The 19441-nt window shown below is 43.2% G+C and carries 12 protein-coding genes; 9 read left to right on the top strand and 3 right to left on the bottom strand.

Annotated elements, in window-relative coordinates:
• Nucleotides 1–229: 229 nt before the first annotated feature.
• From K8S19_11930 to K8S19_11890, 9 genes are all read left to right on the top strand, one after another.
• Entirely contained in the window at nucleotides 230–1528 is a 1299-nt protein-coding gene (locus K8S19_11930; protein ID MCD4814387.1) for a hypothetical protein, read from the top strand.
• Between the two features lie 27 nt (nucleotides 1529–1555).
• Nucleotides 1556–5512 (top strand): hypothetical protein, encoded by a 3957-nt coding sequence (locus tag K8S19_11925; GenBank protein ID MCD4814386.1) that lies wholly within the window; start codon nucleotides 1556–1558, stop codon nucleotides 5510–5512.
• A gap of 347 nt (nucleotides 5513–5859) precedes the next feature.
• Nucleotides 5860–7227 carry a sigma-54 dependent transcriptional regulator gene (locus K8S19_11920; GenBank protein ID MCD4814385.1) on the top strand — a complete coding sequence of 456 codons (1368 nt, stop codon included), beginning with the start codon at nucleotides 5860–5862 and terminating at the stop codon, nucleotides 7225–7227.
• Between the two features lie 541 nt (nucleotides 7228–7768).
• Entirely contained in the window at nucleotides 7769–8236 is a 468-nt protein-coding gene (locus K8S19_11915; GenBank protein MCD4814384.1) for a response regulator, read from the top strand.
• A gap of 30 nt (nucleotides 8237–8266) precedes the next feature.
• Nucleotides 8267–9151: a hypothetical protein gene (locus K8S19_11910; GenBank protein MCD4814383.1), complete on the top strand. Its 885-nt coding sequence runs from the start codon at nucleotides 8267–8269 to the stop codon at nucleotides 9149–9151.
• A gap of 59 nt (nucleotides 9152–9210) precedes the next feature.
• Entirely contained in the window at nucleotides 9211–10635 is a 1425-nt protein-coding gene (locus K8S19_11905; GenBank protein MCD4814382.1) for a ThiF family adenylyltransferase, read from the top strand.
• An 83-nt stretch (nucleotides 10636–10718) separates the two neighbouring features.
• Nucleotides 10719–12878: a GAF domain-containing protein gene (locus K8S19_11900; protein ID MCD4814381.1), complete on the top strand. Its 2160-nt coding sequence runs from the start codon at nucleotides 10719–10721 to the stop codon at nucleotides 12876–12878.
• Between the two features lie 722 nt (nucleotides 12879–13600).
• Nucleotides 13601–15109: a response regulator gene (locus tag K8S19_11895; GenBank protein ID MCD4814380.1), complete on the top strand. Its 1509-nt coding sequence runs from the start codon at nucleotides 13601–13603 to the stop codon at nucleotides 15107–15109.
• A gap of 72 nt (nucleotides 15110–15181) precedes the next feature.
• A complete protein-coding gene (locus tag K8S19_11890; GenBank protein MCD4814379.1) occupies nucleotides 15182–16411 on the top strand; it encodes a response regulator in 1230 nt (409 codons plus the stop codon).
• Between the two features lie 103 nt (nucleotides 16412–16514).
• Here K8S19_11890 and rpe read toward each other — a convergent pair whose 3' ends face one another.
• The 3 genes from rpe to rlmN form a co-directional block, all read right to left on the bottom strand.
• On the bottom strand, nucleotides 16515–17171 hold the full coding sequence (gene rpe / locus K8S19_11885; GenBank protein MCD4814378.1) for a ribulose-phosphate 3-epimerase: 657 nt from the start codon (nucleotides 17169–17171) through the stop codon (nucleotides 16515–16517).
• Between the two features lie 134 nt (nucleotides 17172–17305).
• Nucleotides 17306–18277, bottom strand: a complete 972-nt coding sequence (locus K8S19_11880; protein ID MCD4814377.1) for a PASTA domain-containing protein — start codon at nucleotides 18275–18277, stop codon at nucleotides 17306–17308.
• The gene (gene rlmN, locus K8S19_11875; GenBank protein MCD4814376.1) at nucleotides 18274–19308 is read right to left on the bottom strand and encodes a 23S rRNA (adenine(2503)-C(2))-methyltransferase RlmN; all 1035 of its coding nucleotides are present in this window, start codon (nucleotides 19306–19308) and stop codon (nucleotides 18274–18276) included. Before rlmN ends, K8S19_11880 begins: the two co-directional genes overlap by 4 nt.
• Between the last annotated feature and the right edge of the window lie 133 nt (nucleotides 19309–19441).

Below are 19441 nucleotides of genomic sequence, written 5' to 3'. Positions count from 1 at the left end.
TCCTGAATAGTTAATTCTCCCTTGGGCTTGAGGTCACTATCGCTGAGAAAACGGGTCGGCTAACAATATTTGTTGGGCGGGATTATATTTTGATGAGCGGTATGACAATGCGCGATATAAGCATGATTTCAATACTACTGGCGATCTTATTTATAATGCAACAGCGATAACGACATTGAAATTAGCAGGTGATCCGACACCGTACTTAGGGCAGTTTCTGAATGGTACTATGGTCATAGTCGATCCTGGTTTTAACCGTTTGATATGGAATCATTACAATCCCCAGAATGAAAAATATGGTATTCGTGACATGTATCAAACCATGAAATATCCCCGGGCGATTGCAGCAGATGGGGATGGATATATCTATGTGACAGATGTCTATGATTATAAAATAGTGAAATATAGGGTTGATGTAAGCGGTGATGGACATCGATTGCAGTATGTAGCTTCATTTGGTGAAATTGGTAGCGGTAATGCACAATTTGTTGATCCATTTCATATTGAAATAACTAAGAATAATTCAGGAGTGACCAGGGTGTATGTCTCTGATTTATCGCGTCAGGACATACAAATGTTTGATTCGGCTGGTAATTTTATCCTTAAAATAGGTGAAGTAGGGTCAGGTGATGGTCAATTCAATACCCCGCGCGGTATGGCGGCACAAGGGAATGTGTTGTATGTCGCAGATACGGGAAATAATAGAATACAAAAATTAAATGTCTCGGATGCTGGATATGTATTTGTATCAGCATTATCTAAGGGTGGGGAGCTTCCTGCGGATATTTTGTTTACGGATGTTGCCTTGGGTAACGGTGGTTTGTACATTGTTGATGAAAGAAATAATCAAATTCATCTTGTGAGCCAGGATTTTGACTATTTAAAGTCATATCAGGGAAATCCCGGTGATCCATTTAATGAATTGCGTGATATTACATTTGTACCAAATTCAAGTGGGTTTGGGTCTTTGAGTCAAGCTGTGACAGTAGAGAAAAAACGTATCCAGAGTTTCCGGCTCGGCATGGAAGCAATCAATCTTTCGGCGGAACCTGCGTACTTCCATCCCTTGGCACTTGAGAATAATACTACAAAATTAAAATATACATTAACTGAGAATGGGTTTGTGAAATTGCATGTGAAAGATGCCAATAGTAATACGGTCCGGACATTGCTGGTGGATCAACCAAAAGGTTTGGGGCGTCATGAGGAAGTTTGGGATGGCAGGGACAACAACGGAAATATCTGTCCCGGCGGGTGGTATCAATTTGAGTTGATCGCATTTGACAACAATGCCAATGGTCATGCCATCAAGTGGGATTATAAATATTTTCCAGTCCAGATCCATGAAGCGCCGATTGTGACAATACAGTCTGTAGCGCCATCAGTGATCGCAATTGGCACCAGCGCGGTGGTGAATTATACATTGAGCAAGCCGGGCAGTGTACAGATGGAAGTGCTGGACCAAAACAGCACAGTGGTCCAGACAGTTACATCAACCGGTGTGGAAGGCAACAATACCATTGCCTAGGCCGGCAACGGAGCAGCGCTTACCCCAATGGATGGATATTACACTTTGAGAATCAAGGCGCAAGATGGGCAAGGATACTGGTCATTGCCCAAGGATACCCAGGTTGCCCTGGCCAATGCACCGCCTGTGGTTACGCTGGATATGCCTTTGAATAGCACCTATGGGCTTGATGCTGCAATATCCGGCAGTGTTACCGGATTTCTACTGGATTCCTATAAAATTGAGTATCAAAAGCAGGGAGTCACCGGCTGGAGTATTCTGCATGATACGAATGTCAGCAATGACGCAATTAGTGGAGAGTTGTTCCAATGGGATACATCTACTCTTGAGCAGAGCGAGACGATCTCGTATAGCCTGCGTTTGACAGCCCAAAACCAAGCGGGCGTGTCCACAACACCGGTGACTATTTTAGTTTTGGTGGATAATATCCCGCCGCGGATCAATGGTTTCAGCCTCTCACCCCAGTTTATTTCTCCGGCCGCAACGTCTACCGGCAGTCCTCAGACAGAAACTACCTTTTCCTTGCAGATTGACGAGACCAATCACCATGAGAACAAGATCATTGTGATTGATAAGCTTTCCGCCACGCGCAATGACTTGACTCTGGCTACTGATTCCAGCGCGCAGACAAGAATATGGAATGGGAGTGACTATAATGGATTTGCAGTAGAGGACGGCATGGTCACCTGCCGCTTGATTGCCACAGATGCCGGCAACAATGAGACCACCAAAGATGTTCAACTGGTATTGGATGCCAACCGCTATCCGGAGAATATTAATATTACTGCTACAACCCAGATACTGGGAGCGACGGATTCTAATTATAAAGTATGCTGGACGCCGGACAATCAAAAAATTGTGTATGCTCATGAAATTAGCGGGATCAGCAATATCTTTATGAAAAATGTTGATGGCACCGGAAATCCGGTGCAAATTACGGATATTCCAGGAGGCGCGATTAGCAATATATTTAGGCCGGATATTTCTCCGGATGGTAAAAAAATATTGTTTGATACACACGATTCGGGTGTGCGGATTTTTGTCAATGATATCGGTACAACAAATTTGACGACACCATTTGCGTATGGATTTTATGGTAACTGGTCACCGGATGGGTCAAAGATTGTGTATATCAATGACGCCGACGGAAAAATAACATACAAAACCGTTGATGACGGCAGTACTATATCATTCCAGCCAGGTTATTTCCCGAGCTGGTCGCCGGATTCACAGTACATATATTATTGCAATGACGATGATCCATACACCAGTCAAGTATACAAAGTGAACATTGATACCAAGCAGGTTACCGGACCGATCATGCAAGGGTTATATCCGGAGTTGAGCAGTGATGGCAATTTGACGGCATTTCAATCCGGGCCTTTTTTGATCAAGGTGTTGGATAATAGCGACACCATCAGCACGCTGGTGGATACCAATGTCCGGCGCATGGTAGTCTGGTCACCGGATGTGTCGCTGATTGCGTATGTCAATCTTGACGGCAAAACCTTTGTTTCTGATTTGGACCGGCCGGACCAGTATGCCAATCTGACCGCTGTTTTGAATATGCCCTTGGATGGGGATACGGATATCACAGGATCGGCTGCTGACCTGAATTTTGAGGGATATACGTTGTCCTTTGGCACTTCAGCAGATGCGCTGACCTGGACAACGCTGAAAACGTCTGCACTTCAAGTGAAGAACAATACCTTAGGTGAATGGGATACCTCCAGCCTGATGCCGGGCGGGTACTGGCTCAAGCTTGAGGTCTGGGACAAAGCGCAGAACAGGAAAATTGTGATGCGCAAGGTGGATATAGCCAATTTGGGACCAAATTTGATCTTTGATGTGCATGCCGATCCGGAGGTGATACTGCTCGATGTCGCGGGTCAGGAGAGCACAACCATTTATTACACCCTGCATGGCAGTGTCAGCAGCATTGTCATGACAATGTATGATGAAAACAATGCGGTGGTTAAAACGCTTTCGCCAACGCAAGACCCGGGCAGTACCTATCCGGTTACGCTTAATGCGGCATGGGATGCGACGGACAATGGCAATAATCCTGTGGGAGAGGGAACCTATACTTTTGTTCTCTCCGCACAGGGCGCAGGTGTGGCTATTGAAAAACAGGGAACCATCACGGTCACCCATGGTCAGCCGATTGCCGTATTCTCATCACCTGTGATGAATGCCGAAATGACCGGGCATGTAATTTTTGAAGGAATCGCTGCCGGATATGATTTTGATGAATATGTGATTATAGTTGCGAGTTTGTCAGGCGGGATACCGCCGACAGAGATTATTCAAAATGATATCGCAGTGAACGGGGATGTTTTGGGGGAATGGGATGCGCCTGACGATGGTTTTTATATTGCGTCCTTGGTGGTTCGCACCCAAGCAGGTGTAGAAAGTACTGCAGGGATTTATTTCAATATTGATACGGCAGCTCCGGCAAGCCAGATCACTGTTCAGGGTGAGTCGGTTGAAACAGCCGATAAAATCATTTGTGGAAACGGCCATACGATACAGATTTCAGCACAGGACACGGGTCCGGCGTCAACCGGGGTCAAGGACATTCATGCGGCGATTGACGGGAACTGGCAACTGTATACGGCACCGCTGCATATAACTGATCCGGGCGAACATACTGTTCAGTATTATGCAGTCGATCATCTGGATAATCAGGAAGCCATTCACACAAAGGCAGTTGTATTTAATAATTTGACACCCACAACCTCGGCGCTGATACAGGGGATACAGTATCAACCGGATACGCTTGTTTATGTGAATGCTGAAACCAAAGTCGTGTTGGCAGCAGATGAACAGGGCGGCACTGCGGTTGATATTGAGAGAATCGAGTGGGCGATTGAGGTGCCGCAACCAAGCGAACCCTATTTGGTGAAAATATTCAGCACCTACGATCAACCATTTACGTTGAGTGGTTTGACAGACACTGAAGCCGGTTTGTACTATAGAAGCATTGATGTCACCGGAAATGTGGAAGCCTGGAAGCAGATGGGTCCCCTCTATGTGGATACCAGCTTGCCGGAAACACGCATTCAAACCGAGGGACCGGAAATTGTTATCGGGCCGGATGATCAACAGTTTGCAACCTTCGCAACCATGTATGTTTTTTCTGCAACAGACCAGGGATCGGGTGTCAACCATACGGAGTATCAGATAATTAATAGTGCCGGCAGCGGTGAATGGTTTAGTTATATTCCAGGGGACAAGGTAATCCTGACAATAGAGGGACTCAATCAAGCATATTATCGTAGTTTTGACAATGTGGGGAATTCGGAGGTAGCCAAGTCCGGGGATGTGGTTATAGATAATACCCAGCCTGTGATTGATGTTGTGCTGCCGGTGGAGGAGGGTGTCTATGCGCCGCCTTTGAATCCAAGTATTACAATTTCAGATGATTATCTGAGGGAAACCGTATGGACTTTGGATGGCGCTGCCTATGTGTCTGAGATGCCAATTACTGCCTCGGGCGGGCATCTTTTGGAAGTGATGGCAAGTGATTGGGCAGGCAACTCACGATTTGCATCCATTTCCTTTTCTGTGGCAGAAGCAACTGTGACAGTAACACCAACAGGAACACGCACACCGACGCCCACACCGACCCAAACTATTTTTATTACAAAGACGAGCACACCTACTTTGACAGCAACTGTTACACTCACACCCACACCTGGACTTGGCGATGTCGACCTACGTGGAAAGTTAGTTTTACCATGGCCCAACCCTGCCAGGGATGAAGTGCGGTTTCTTATGCATCTGGATAATCCGGCGCAGGTGAAGATCGATATTTATAATTTTTCCGGAGAGCGTATTGCATCTTTGGAGCAGGCCCTACCTGCCGGACGGGGGCAAGTGGTGATCTGGGATTGTGTTTCGGTTGCGGCAGGCATTTATATTGTGCGCATCGAGCTGAAAGGCCGGGATGCGGAGATACACAGAATTGCAGTTATTAAATAGATAACAGTAAGGGCACAGCAACTTGTCCCGCCTGCCCGGCGCATACTGGGCGCATGTGGGATGCTGTGTCCCTGCCTGAATTCAAGCAGTATTGACGTATGCCAGATATAGTATTGTTGGTGTGTGTTGCGTACAACAAATTGGTGCTAAGCAATTGTTTTTTAATATCCAAATACCCCAAACAGTATAATTGAAAAAAGCAAAAGTCGAAAAGTGCAACTTTTTTAGAGTTAAGTTACAATAAAATGTGCAAATTGAACAAAAAAATGTGGGGATACTTCATATTTATCATTGACAAATAAAAAATATATAGTAAAGTAAAAGAAAATTATTTAGGAGTGATCCGGATGAGAGCGAATGTCCTGGTTGTTGACGATGATCCCCCCGTTTTAGAAGCACTAAGCCTAATGTTGCAGGATAATTATAATCCCATTCCTGTTTCCAGCGGAGTTGAAGCGATTGAGCGTGTTCAAAAATCTCCCGATATTGATTTGGTTTTACTGGATGTGAATATGCCTGACACCGATGGTATTGAAACCCTGCGTCAACTTAAACAGCATGATTCTCAACTCGATGTTATTATGGTGACCGCCAATAACACAGCGGAAGCAGCAGTCAAAACCATTAAATATGGCGCGTATGATTATGTTACCAAACCTTTTGATATTGCAGAACTAACTGTCATTATCAATCGCGCATTGGAAAAAAGAAAACTTACTAAAATGAATGAGGTTCTCAGTACTGAAATTAAACGGCTGGCTGCGTATGATATCATTGGCAAGAGCGCGGCCATGGAGAGTGTTTTTTCATTGATTGATAAAGTGGCGGATGCCGACAGCACAGTCTTAATTGAAGGTGAAAGCGGTACGGGCAAGGAATTGGTTGCCCGGGAGTTGTGGAAAAGAGGGAACCGGAAAACAAATCCCTTTGTTGCAGTGAATTGCGCCGCGATTCCCAGCGAACTTGTTGAAAGTGAATTTTTCGGGCATGAACGCGGCGCATTTACCTCGGCAGTGTCGCGTAAAATCGGGAAATTTGAATATGCCAGTAATGGTATTATTTTCCTTGATGATATTGGGGAATTGCCCCTGCCGGTACAAGCAAAGCTGCTGCGCGTACTTCAGGAAAAAGAAATTGTCCGCGTGGGTTCCAATGAGGTTATTCCGGTTGATGTTCGCGTGATTGCTGCCACCAATGTGGATTTAAAAGAATTAATCAAACAGCGCCGTTTTCGTGAAGACTTGTACTACCGTTTGAAAGTTGTGCCAATTGAAATACCGCCGTTGAAAGTACGCCGTGAGGATATTCCGCTTTTGGTTGAGCATTTCGTTAGGGTTAGTTTGGAACGCCACAATAAACCGTTAAAAAAAATTGAAGCGGAAGCCATGAGTCTTTTGGTGAATTATAACTGGCCAGGTAATGTCAGAGAATTGGAGAATATGCTGGAGATGGTTGTGTTGCTCTCCAATGGTAATACGATTGCAGCCAGTGATTTGCCATCAAATATCTTGACAAATCAGGCATTGACAGAAACAATGGATAGCGAAGGTGAGGCGATTTCACTTAAGAAAGCCCGGCACCAGTTTGAAAAGCAATTTATTTTGCGTGTTTTAGAAAAATTGCGTTGGAACCAAACCAAAGCAGCCAAGGTGATGGGAATCCATCGCAATACGCTTATTATTAAAATGGATGAATTAGGTATTCGCCGTCAATAAGATTGCATAACCAATCGTGATAGTACGTTTCTCATAGTGAAGGGGGGGCTTTGGGAAGCTGTAGTACGTTGGTATACAATTCCGAATTGTTTGGCGGCAGTTGTTTTGACTGTCGAAGAGCTTTCTATGGTGTTTTTCCTTCCACGACGCATTGTAACCACTTCATATTGTTTCTCAACAGTTCTTCTTGTACCGTATCTGGGAAGACGATTTTTTTAAAACAAGATTATTTAAAAAAATTGCTTTCAAGGACACTTCTAAGAACCCCCCCAAAAAAAATTGTAAAAAAAATGCAAGAAATCTATGCCTTGTGGGTCATATACCAAGAGGCATTTGTCCGGAATATTACGATTAAAGGAATCCCCGTGCTCTTGCCCGGCGCACTTGCCCGGCGCACTTGTCCGGCGTACTTGTCCGGCGGATGCCGGATGCCGGGGGAGTGCGGGGATGATTCAATCGGAGGAAAAGGAGGTGGAAGAAAAAAGACTAGGCGTTTTTTGTACCAGAGCACGTTGAAACACCCAAAAAAGGAGGAAAGGAAATGAAGAAGCAAATGCTGATTGTCGATGACAATCACGGATTAAAAGAAGCGCTCAAGCTTGTGTTTGAAGAAGATTATGAGCTGCTGTTTGCAGCCACCGGTGAGGATGCTGTTAAAGTTTCTTATGCCAAACAGCCTTCGGTTATTCTGATGGATTACAAAATGCCCGGAATCAACGGTATTGAAGCCATGCAGATGGTGAAGAAATTTTCACCGGATTCACAAATGGTTGTCATGTCCGCTTACGACGACCAGGCCATGGTGGCTAATTGTTTTCGCGGTGGTGCCAGTGATTTTGTCGGCAAGCCTTTTGACATTCACGAGGTCCAGGATGTGGTCAAACATGCGGCCGGCAGTGCCGAAAAAACCATTGCCATGAAAAATATTCAGACAAAACAATCCGCAGTTATTTCGCAAAATGAAGTCAATGACTTGATTGATGAAACTTTGCGGATGGCGTGCATCTAAGTCGGAGTGATCTTTTTGGGGGGGATGAACTTGATAAGCAATGTTATTGAAAAGCAGGGAAGTTTTTTTGTAGGAAATATTCTGAGTTATTCGAAGTCAACCAACAAGCGCTATTATTTTCAGGATAGCGAATTCTATCAAATACGAGGTGGATTCGAAGCGGAGCTTATTCGTAATCCAATGATAAAATTTATTGAACACGGTATTGTGGAAAGGGCTGTATATGAATTGCAGAGTGTAACCATGAAAGCATTCGAGAAACCGATGGATGATGTTGATGTGTATGCGCCAATGGACGTGATTAAGAAAAATGCAATATTTTCAGATTGGCTTACAGTGATTCGGAAGGATGGGATGATTGTCGCATATGGGTCGCAGAGTTATCTTGCGCAAGATGTGCTGTATTTAAATTCGGCCATGGTCGATCCTAAATATCAGGGGAGCGGTGCTTTTGGAATTTTGATACAACTTTATGTATGGGACAAAATTATTCGTCAAAGATATTTTGGGCATGAGCAGGATTTGAAAATAATTATACGTACCAGAAATAAAAATGGAGCCTCAGTTATGCACCATGTTTTAGATGAAGTGGATATTTCAGGTGATTCGAATATATCTTTGGAAACCAAACGGCTGTATACAGATGTGGCTAGTATTTTGGAAAGCACCTATGATGTTAATACAGGTATCGCGCCCAATGTGTACCCGGCGGGATTACCAACTGGAACAAATGGTAAATATAAAAAAGTGAATGAATTGTTTTCCGGACTTTGCGATCGGGATGCGTATTTTGTGTCAGGCATAGTAAATATGAGAGCTACGGAGAGGATTATAAATCGTGAAGTGGTTGATACCACGAGAAAAACAGAATTAAATATACAGTGTGAAAAAAAAGTTGTTTCTTTGGCAGCGTAGAAATATAATAACAGAGCGATAAAGAACTGAGAAGGAAGCGGAGGATTGTTATTAGCGATATGAGTTATGCTGAATTGTTTTCCAGAAATATTGGAATACTCACACAAAAAGAACGGGATAGATTGGAAAATAGCTGTGTTGCCATCGCAGGTGTGGGAGGAGTTGGCGGCATACAATTAGTCGCTCTGGCGCGATCAGGGATTGGGTGTTTTCATATTGGAGACCCTGAAGTGTTTGGAGCATCTGATCGAAATCGGCAATATGGAGCATTGGAATCAACTTTAGGTTATAGTAAAGTTGAAGTTATGGAAAAAATCATTAAGGATATTAATCCTCATGCTGAAATAAAGATGTTTCGTAAAGGTGTTGAAAAATCAAATCTTGAAGAATTTCTGAGTGGCGTTGATGTTGTGGTGGATGCAATAGAATATTTTGCATTAGAAGAAAAAACAGCCTTATACCAGAAAGCTCGCAGTAATGGTTTATATGTTTTTTCTGCTCCGATATTTGGATATTGTACATCCCTGTTTGCTTTTTCACCCCATGGGATGACATTTGAGGAGTATTTTGATTTGCAGAAAACCAGCCACTTAGATCCTTTCAGACTTTTTCCTCTATGGCCTAATTATATTGAAGCGGAAGTTTTGGATGAGATATTGCAAAAGAAACGTTCCATACCTTCTATGGGTGTGACTGCAACATTATCAGGAGCACTTTTGTCAGCAGAAGTTATTTTTCATTTAACGAGTAAGAAAAATCTGGTTACGGTTCCTGAAGTCACGACCAGTGATCTTTATACTCAAAAATATCAAGTCGTGAATATGGAATGGCCTGTTTTTTGGGATGAATATGCTGGAAAATATTATGATTATGTTTCGGAATTGAATATCAATTCAGAACTTTTGCGGCGAGTTGCTGAAATAGTTGGAAAAAATAAATATATACTGGATGCAGGATGCGGAACCGGGAATTTGGCTATGCGACTGGCAGCAGATAACAGGATTATCGCAATTGACAGTAGTGCGGTTATGTTAGGAAAAGCAAAGGAAAAACTTAAAAATATCAAATCGGTTCGAGTGGAGATGGGTGATATTACTGCGATTGATTTTCCCGTAGGAGAATTTGAAATTGTGGTATCTGTAAATGTTCTTTTTAATCTTGAGAATCCGCGAAAGGCCATCCAGGAAGCTGGAAGAGTATTGAAAAGCGGCGGTATGTTTATTGTCGTAAGTATGCTCGAAGGTGAAATGAATACGGATAAGGCGTACGCTTTTTTTCTTTTGGAGTGTGATAGAAGTAGTATTCCAGAGGATATTCGTGAAGAAATATGGGGCTTTCAACAACGGATGTTTGAAATGGGCGGGATGAAGTACCAGCCGAGTATGAATGAAATAGTTGTAGCATTAGAAAATGAAGATTTTGAAATTGTTGAAAAAGAGAAAACATATTATAATCATTTCCTGATTCAGGCACGGAAAAAATAATTTTTTTGTAAATATTTTTTAGTTTCTTTCAAAGTAATGTTTTTTATTTGTAGTCCTGGATTTTTGGAGGCGGGTATATACCCATGGGTATTGAGAAAATTATTTTATATAGTTTGATAGGCTTATTTGGATTTTTTGCCATAATGTTAATGATTGGGGCAAAACGCAACCTTGCGCGTTGGAAAGTCAGTTTTATTGCGCTGTCAACATTTTCTTGGATAATAAGTTATGAAATATTAAAAAACGCGACTTCTGTTTTTATTGTTGCCATAGTTGCTAAAACGTTGCTTCTTTCTGCGAGTGCTATTGTTTATTCGATGTATTTTCTTTCGTTGGAATTTATTGGAAAGTCAAGTAAAAGTCTGGAATATAGAAATTTCAGCGTATTGATTATTACGTTTTTAACATTGGTCGGATTTTTGATTAATGGAGTGTTTCTGGGTGAAATTAATGCAGTAGGGAAAAGCGTTTTAGAAAAAGCGCCTGCAGGCTCGTTTTTTTTTATTGTGTTATTGTTTTGGGTTTATGTCATAGTTAATACTATAGTTAACTATATATACGCATATTTACATTCGACATCCATAGTACGTACTCAGATTGCATATGTGGTTTTCGGTATGTTGTTTTTTTTGGTTTCCAGTATAATTACCGGTGCGTTACTTCCTGCAATGGGGAATAGTTCTTTTGTTTGGCTGGCTCCTTATGGAAGTATTTTTTTTGTAAGTAGTATTAGTTATGCCATATTTAAATACCGTCTTCTTGATATTAGCATTATCATTAAAAGAACAACGCTTTATTTGTTTTTGACGAGTATTTTGACAGGGCTGTATGTTTTTCTTCTTTTGCTTCCACTGCGTATAGTACCTTCCGGGTCAAGTTCTGTTGTTTTGGTTGTGTTCGCTGCGGTTGTTTCGGCGTTAACCATTCAACCGTTACATAACTGGCTGGATAATGTGACCGACCGGATTTTTTTTCAAAAAAAATATGATTACTATCTGCTTCTGGAAAAGGTATCACGCGGGCTGAATTCGGTTTTTAAGCTGGAAGAGGCATTGGGTGTTGTTGCGCACAGCCTGGTGCATGAAATGCAAATGAAAAGTGTGGCAGTGTTTTTGCGGGAAAAGGTCGGTTCAGGTATTTATGCCTGTCATAAAAAAGAGGGTGAGGTTTCATCCATGATGCCGGATCAGGTGGATGAAAGTAATCCTGTCGTTGAGCACCTGATGGAGAAAAGGGAAATTCTGGAAAGTGGTGAATTTCGGCACCGTTTCGGTCATTTGTATCAGGAAGGAAATATCCTTGATCTGGTCAAAGCGGAGATGCAGCGTTTTATGGATCAGGAATTCGGCGGTGGTCTGATTATTCCACTGGTTTTGAAAAAGACGCTGATCGGGTTTATGGTTTTGGGGGAGAAACGTTCCCAGGACCTTTTTACGCACCGCGATCTGGCTTTGCTGGAAACACTGAGCTCGCAAATGGCAACAGCATTGGAAAATATACAGTTATACGAACAGATGCTGAATAATGAGCGGCTGACAATTATCGGAACCATGTCAGCCGGGATCGCGCATGAAATCCGTAATCCTTTGGCTGCGATTAAAACATTTATCCAGATGCTGCCGGATAAATATGAACATTTGGAATTCCGGAAGCGTTTCAATGAAATCGTTCCCTCTGAGATTGAGCGTCTCTCCGGCATTACCGCTGATTTACTGGCTTTTTCCAAACCGTCTTCACCAAGTCTTGAATCCATTTCATTACCGCAGATTATTGACCGGGTTTTTTCCTTGCTGAACAATCAAATCCGTAAAAAGCGCATGGTAATTGAGAAAGATCTGGCAAATGTCCCAGCGTTTCAGGCGGACCCGCAGCAGCTTTTCCAGGTGTTTTTGAATATTATTCTCAACGGTATCCAGGCTTCGCAAGCTGAGGGGCTGATCCGGATAAAAGCAGAGATCAAGGAGTACTTGCCATCCGGGACCGGTAAAACCGGTGAGTGTATTTTGATTTCAATCACGGATCAGGGGATGGGTATCAAGCGCAAGGATCTGACTTCTATTTTTCAGCCGTTTTTTACAACGAAAAGTGAAGGCACAGGATTGGGATTGGCAACTTGCAAGCGCATCGCTGAGGCGCATCGCGGTGAAATTCTTGTAGAGAGCGAGGAAGGAAGCGGCACTATGTTTACCATAGTTCTTCCGCTTTCTCTTACACCGGAAGTGATCAAAGGCGGTCAGCTTTGAGATGATGCCTGTTTTTAATGTGTTTAGTAGATTTTTTTTGATTTTTAAATAGCCCCCCCAAAAAAAATCGTATCCAATTTTTCCAATTATTCCAAATTAAGACAGTGCTGTCTAAATTAATAAAAAAAAATTTATAAAAGTTTGAAAATAAAGGCATGGTCCACCCTTTGCTCTCTGAAGGAGTACGGCAAAAGACCGGTAGATTTCGCCCTGCGTTTTACATGAGGGCATTAGAATCGTAGGACCGGCAGTTTTTTTGGATTAGGTCTAAAGGATTAAACGTAAAAGCGACTGCTTTAACATTTTTTTAAAATCGGTGTAATCTGTGCAATCTGCCGGTCCTGCGATTCATCTGCTTTAATATCAGAGAGTAGGGTGGATAGGGTTTTGATCTTATTTGGATAAGAATGGTTCTAAAAAAATGAAATTTGTGGGATAGTTCATTTTTTTTTCAACGAAATAAATATATGCAGATTGCCCTAAATATTGTTCATGTTTTCTTTGGAGAGTTTTCAACAGCACCTAACAGGTTATTCACATAATTTTCAACAAAACTCACTTATTAATTTGCACAATTTAGAGTACCTCGATCATGAATATAACACTAGATGGAGTATCGTATAATTTTGGGGTATTTTAAATCAAGTTTAAAGTTATTCACAGAAGTTGGCAAAGGTTTTGCATTGATATTAAGGGAAGTTAACTTTGTTAAAGGAGAAATTATGTCCCATATACTTGTCGTGGATGATGAAAGAGGTGTACGTGAATCTCTTAACATACTTTTGTCTGAGGAAGGGCATGAGATTGATATGGCCTGCGATGGCACGGAAGCCTTGACATTGCTGCGGAAGCAGCGCTATGACCTGGTATTAACTGATATCCGAATGCCAAATATGAATGGTCTCTCATTGATGGAACAAATAAGGGATAACTGGAATCATGAGATTCCGGTTATCCTGCTCACGGCTTGCGGGAGCGTGGAAACTGCAGTGCGGGCGGTTAAAGACGGTGCCAGTGACTATATCATTAAACCCTTTGAAATTGAGCATCTGCGCAATGCAGTCAATGTTGCGCTCAAGAAGGAACGCGAAAGCCTGAAAGCCAATCTTCAAGAGCAAAAAGAGTACTCGCAGCGAATGGAGATGGCGAATAAAAAATTGGATCAGGCTATTTTTGAACTGGCAGTACTGCATGAAACCGGTAAGACCATCAATTCGACGCTTGAAATTAATAAAATTATATCAATTATTCTTGAAATGGCGCGTCAATCGGTCAATGCAGACCGTGCCCGGGTTGTTTTGTTTGAAAAAAACAGTAGTCATATCATGATGGATCTTTCCTATGCGATTGATGAAGCCAATTCGAAAAAATTTATGGCATTAGACCAATACGCGATGGATTGGGTCACGCAACGTGAAGAAGGACTTTTGCTGGAAGATATTGAGAAAATGAAATTATCCGACTCGGATTTATGGACGCGTTCCGGATTAGGTGCATTGATGGTTGCGCCCATTAAGCGAAAATCCAATTTGATTGGTCTTATGTTGTTGACGAATCTTGCCGGGAATAAAAAATTTAATGAAAAAGATTTCCAGTTTATTACAACACTGGTCAATCAAGCCTCAATTGCGATTGAAAACGCACAACTTTACGAAGAACTTCAAAATCACTTTGCTGATACAATTCGTGCGCTCGTGGCGGCGATGGAGACCAAGGATTCTTATACGCATGGCCACTCCGACCGGGTAACAAAATATTCTATGATGATTGGGGAGTCGCTGAATTTATCATCCGGCGAGTTGCGTCAGTTGGAATATTTGGCATTGTTGCATGATATTGGAAAAATCGGTATCGATGAAGATATTTTAAGAAAACCCGGCAAGTTAACCAACGAAGAATGGACAATTGTAAAAAATCATCCGGTATTGGGAGGCTGTATTATCCGGCCGATCAAATTTTTAGTAGAGGGTGAAGCCTCGATTCGTCACCATCATGAATGGTTTGACGGAAACGGCTACCCGGATGGTTTGTCCGGTGAACAGATTCCCTTATTCTCCAGGATTATTTCAGTTGCGGATGCTTTTGATGCCATGATTAGTGAAAGGCCCTACCGGTCGGGCATGACTGAGGAAGCTGCCATTGATGAATTGCATCGTTTTTCAGGCAAACAATTCGATCCTGACATCGTCCGGTTATTTGTCAAAGTTCACGATGAGAGGAGAGTTGCATGATGTTGGGGTTGGAAATTTTTGGTTTATTTACTTATTTAAAACTTTATTTCATGAATTAGCCGGGGGGGCTTAATGAGTGCGCAGATATTGATTGCCGAAGATGAGGTCGGCATCAGAACCGCATTAACTACATTGCTTGAATATGAAGGACACCAAGTGAAGACGGTCCAGGATGGTATTCAGGCTTTGGACATTGTTCGCGGGGGCGGCTATGATCTGGTCATAACCGATATTCGTATGCCCGGCATCAATGGATTGAAATTATTGGATGAAATTACTCAGCTTCCCGGTGCGCCGGAAGTCATTGTGATGACTGCCTATGGCACAATAGAAACCGCGATTCAAGCCTTGAAAAACGGCGCCCGGGATTTTCTTTTAAAACCCTTCTCCAATGAGTTACTTCGCGTTACGGTGGACCGTGCTTTGGAGATCAGGGAACTCTCTGTAGAAAATAAAAAGCTCCATGAATTAGAGCGTATGAAAAAAGAGTTTATTACGATGATTGCCCATGAATTAAGGACGCCGTTGACTGCGGTGAAAGGATATCTTAAATTGGTGCTTTCCGGTATGGTGGGTGAATTAAATGAATCGCAAAAAGAATATTTGGGTGTTGTTCATCAAAATTCCGAAAATCTCCATGAGATTACCAACCGTATGATTGATATGGGGAATCTTGAGATGAGTGATTTTAATCTCGATACCACGTCAGCCAGTACCTTGGGGGTTATTTGGGAAGCAATTGAAGAAGTTCAAGAGTCTTATGAGAAAAAGCATTTGAATTTGGAAATTAATCTGGCAACTTCGCTTCGGCCGATCATGGTAGATTCCTATCGTATGAAACAGATCATTACATTTCTTTTGGACAATGCCATTGCATTCAGCCGGCCCAATCGGAGAATTTGGCTTTCGGTTGATAGTTGGAAAGGTGTCGAACGCATGAAAATGGAAGATGTACCCATGTCCTATGTTGAGCTGTCGGATTTAGAACCCATTGATTATATTGAAATCTCGATCAGGGATGAAGGCCCGGGTATTCCCAAAGATAAATTATCTCAAATTTTCGAAAAATTTTATCAAATTGAAGATTTGTATATTCGTCAGGTGGGTGGCATGGGGATTGGCTTGTCTTTGTGCAAGAAGTTGGTCGGTCTTATGGGCGGGAAAATTTGGGTTGAGAGCCGCCTCGGGCAGGGATGCAAATTTACATTTGTTTTGCCGTGGCACCAGCCTGAGGAGCAATTGCAAGCAGCTGAAGAAGATCAAACAGCGTATGCGATGGTTTCGCAAACCCAAGTGGCATAGTTTCCCAGGACGGCTGTGTGCCGCCTTGTTTATATAGTAAACACCTCACGAAAACCAAAAAGGCACTCTGTAAGGAGTGCCTTTTTGGTTTTTCGAAAAAAAATTATTTTTTTGATTTAAGTTGACGAATGATTGCTGCCGGATCAGGCTGGCCGAATATGGCAGTTCCGGCAATGAGGACGTTTGCACCGGCGGCAATCGCCTGCGGCGCCGATTGAAGACCGATGCCGCCATCGATTTCAAGATCAATGGGGTATTGTTTTTGGTCAATGATTTTTTTTGCTTGCGTGATTTTAGGGAGGATTTCAGGCATGAAGGATTGTCCGCCAAAGCCCGGTTCAACTGACATAAATAAAATAGCATCAAGTTTGGGGAATAAAGGAAGAATGAGATCGAGCGGGGTCTTGGGCTTGATGGATATGCCGGCTTTAATATTCAATGCATGGATCCGGTCCAGTAATACACCGGGATCATCAACCGCTTCTGCGTGGATAATGATGCTGTCGGAACCGGCTTTGGCAAATTGTTCGATAAATATGGCGGGATTGGATATCATTAAATGTGATTCCAGGAACAGGCGTGTGACCGGGCGGATGGACCGGACCAGGGGTGGCCCGAATGTAATGTTGGGGACGAAATTTCCGTCCATCACATCCAGGTGCAAAAGATCAGCCCCGGCTTTTTCAATCATACTAATTTCTTCAGCAAGCTTTGTAAAATCAGCAGCCAGTAATGAGGGGGCGATTTTTATGGTTTGCATACTTTCACCTCGGTTGAAGGAGACTTGTTTGTTTTTTTTTGCTCTTTTGAGCGGCGAATATATTAAATAGTCGATACTGAGAAACTGTCTTTTCGATCTTGGCAATGACACGATTGCTGCTTTTTCAGGACTGGCTAAATATCGCGTTCTTCCTGCAGTTTGCCGTTAAGGTAAATAAAGAGTTTGACCTGTTCGCCGCTGACAGTTCTACGGATGGAAATTTTTGAACTTGATTTTTCCATGGCATTGTAAACTTCATGTAAACCTGTATCGTCACGAATGAAAAACTTGATACGCACTTCTTTTTGCAAAGCAGGCACCAGATAGTCGAGTGTTAGCAAACGTGTTTCGAAGGTTGTTTCGGCAGCCTGGTAGGAGACAACCAAACCTGCCGGGTCACCGGCTTTGGTGCGGATACCGGCATGCGGTGTTTGATCAAGGATGATGCCGGGGGGGTGGTCTGTGGTGGTTATCCGCTTTATTTCCTGAAGCTGCATACCAATGAATTTAATAACATTGGCCGCATCATCTACCTGCCAGCCTTTTAAAACAGGCATAATCAACCAGACAGGACGCTGTCCCTGCGAAACAAGCAGATGGATGTTGGCGCTGCGGGAAGCTGCCGATCCGGCTGCGGGCTGTTGGTCAAGCACGATTTCTTTATCCGCCTCGGAGGTATAGAAACGAGTGGTACGCCCCACATTGAATCCAATATCAGATAAAGTCCGGATGGCCTCATCAAGTGACAGTCCGCTGAGAACAGGTACTTCCTGCGATTTTAACCCGCGCGATACAATGACAGTCACGGTCTTATCGCTTTCAATCATTTCTCCCGGGAGGGGATTCTGCTGCAAAACATGGTTGGCCGCAATACGTTGATCAAACCGATATTCACTTATTTTTATCTCGAGTCGTTTGACACGTACGATGCTTCTTGCAGACTCGATGCTTTTATTTGTGAGATCCGGTGTGGCGACAACTGAGACCTGGTGCAACAGATGGCGGGTCGCCAGTGTGCTCGCGGTCAGCGTGAAGAGGGAAATGGCGATGACCAGCCAAATATAGTGAGCTCGTTTTGGTGGGGCGGTATGAACCTCTATTTTCATAGCTTACTCCTGTTGGGCTGACCAGCCAGTTGTCCGCACGCTGCCTGGATGTTTCGTCCGCGCGAAATTCTGAGCGTTGTTACTAATTTGCTTTTTCGAACTGAATTTAAGAATGCAGTTACCACAGCTTCTGACGGCGGGTGGTAAATGGTGTTCGAGATGTGATTATAGGGGATTAAATTAATTTTGACATTATAATTTTTTAAAAGCTTGCCAAGTAAAAGTGCGTCCTCAATACGGTCATTGATTCCTTTGATTAAAATGTATTCAATACTGACTGTCTGACCGGTTGCCTGAGAATAGTCGCGGATTGCCGGCAGCAGAACTTCCAGTGGATAGCGGCGATTGATTGGCATAAGTTGGGACCGTATTTCGTTGGTGACGGCATTGAGAGAAAGGGCGAGTTTGGCATGGAGCGGTTGTTTTGTGATTTCCTGAATACCAGGGATAAAACCGCAGGTGGAGACCATGCTCTTTGAAGGTGACCAATTCATGGCTTTGGGATGGGTCATAAGTTCAAGCGTGTCTCTTACTGCTGCCAGATTGTGCAAAGGTTCACCCATGCCCATGAAAACCAAATTGCTGGGTTTGCGTCCTGTGATGGCATTAAGCGCATGGATTTGTGCGATGATTTCTCCGGGCGTAAGGTTTCGGATGAGACCTAATTGGGATGTTGCGCAAAAAACACATCCCATCCCGCAACCGGCCTGCGTGGACAAGCAATAGGTTAGCCGGTTGTTTTTTGGAATGGCGACACTCTCGATGTGTATCCCTGTGGAAATTTCAAAGAGCGCCTTTATAGTGCCGTCGGTATCCGTGGTCTTGTGAATGGGTTTAAGCGGCTGTGGAATATTGAAATGGTCATCTAACTTGGCGCGCAAAGTTTTGGTCAGCGTTGAGGCACTCATGAAATGGCGGCGGCCGGGTGTCCAACCGGCGGCAATGATCTGGATGGCCCGGTAAGCCGGTTCACCCCATTGCAGGAGCAGGGCCTCTAATTTTTGTGGAGAAAAATCGAAGATGTTTTCCATTTTATATAAATCCGGGCACCTTAGAATGAAATTGGCATCTGCTTATTTAGTGGACACGACAATGGGCAAGCTGTCCATCGTGTTCACATGGTACGATAAAACAATTTGAAAAGTATAACGGTTGATATCTAAA

This window comes from bacterium (assembly GCA_021108215.1).
Taxonomy (GTDB): Bacteria; Oederibacteriota; JAAXVQ01; order JAAXVQ01; family JAUVAV01; genus JAIORK01.
The sequence above is the reverse complement of the archived record's forward strand: the minus strand, read 5'-3'. Positions and strand labels throughout refer to the sequence as shown.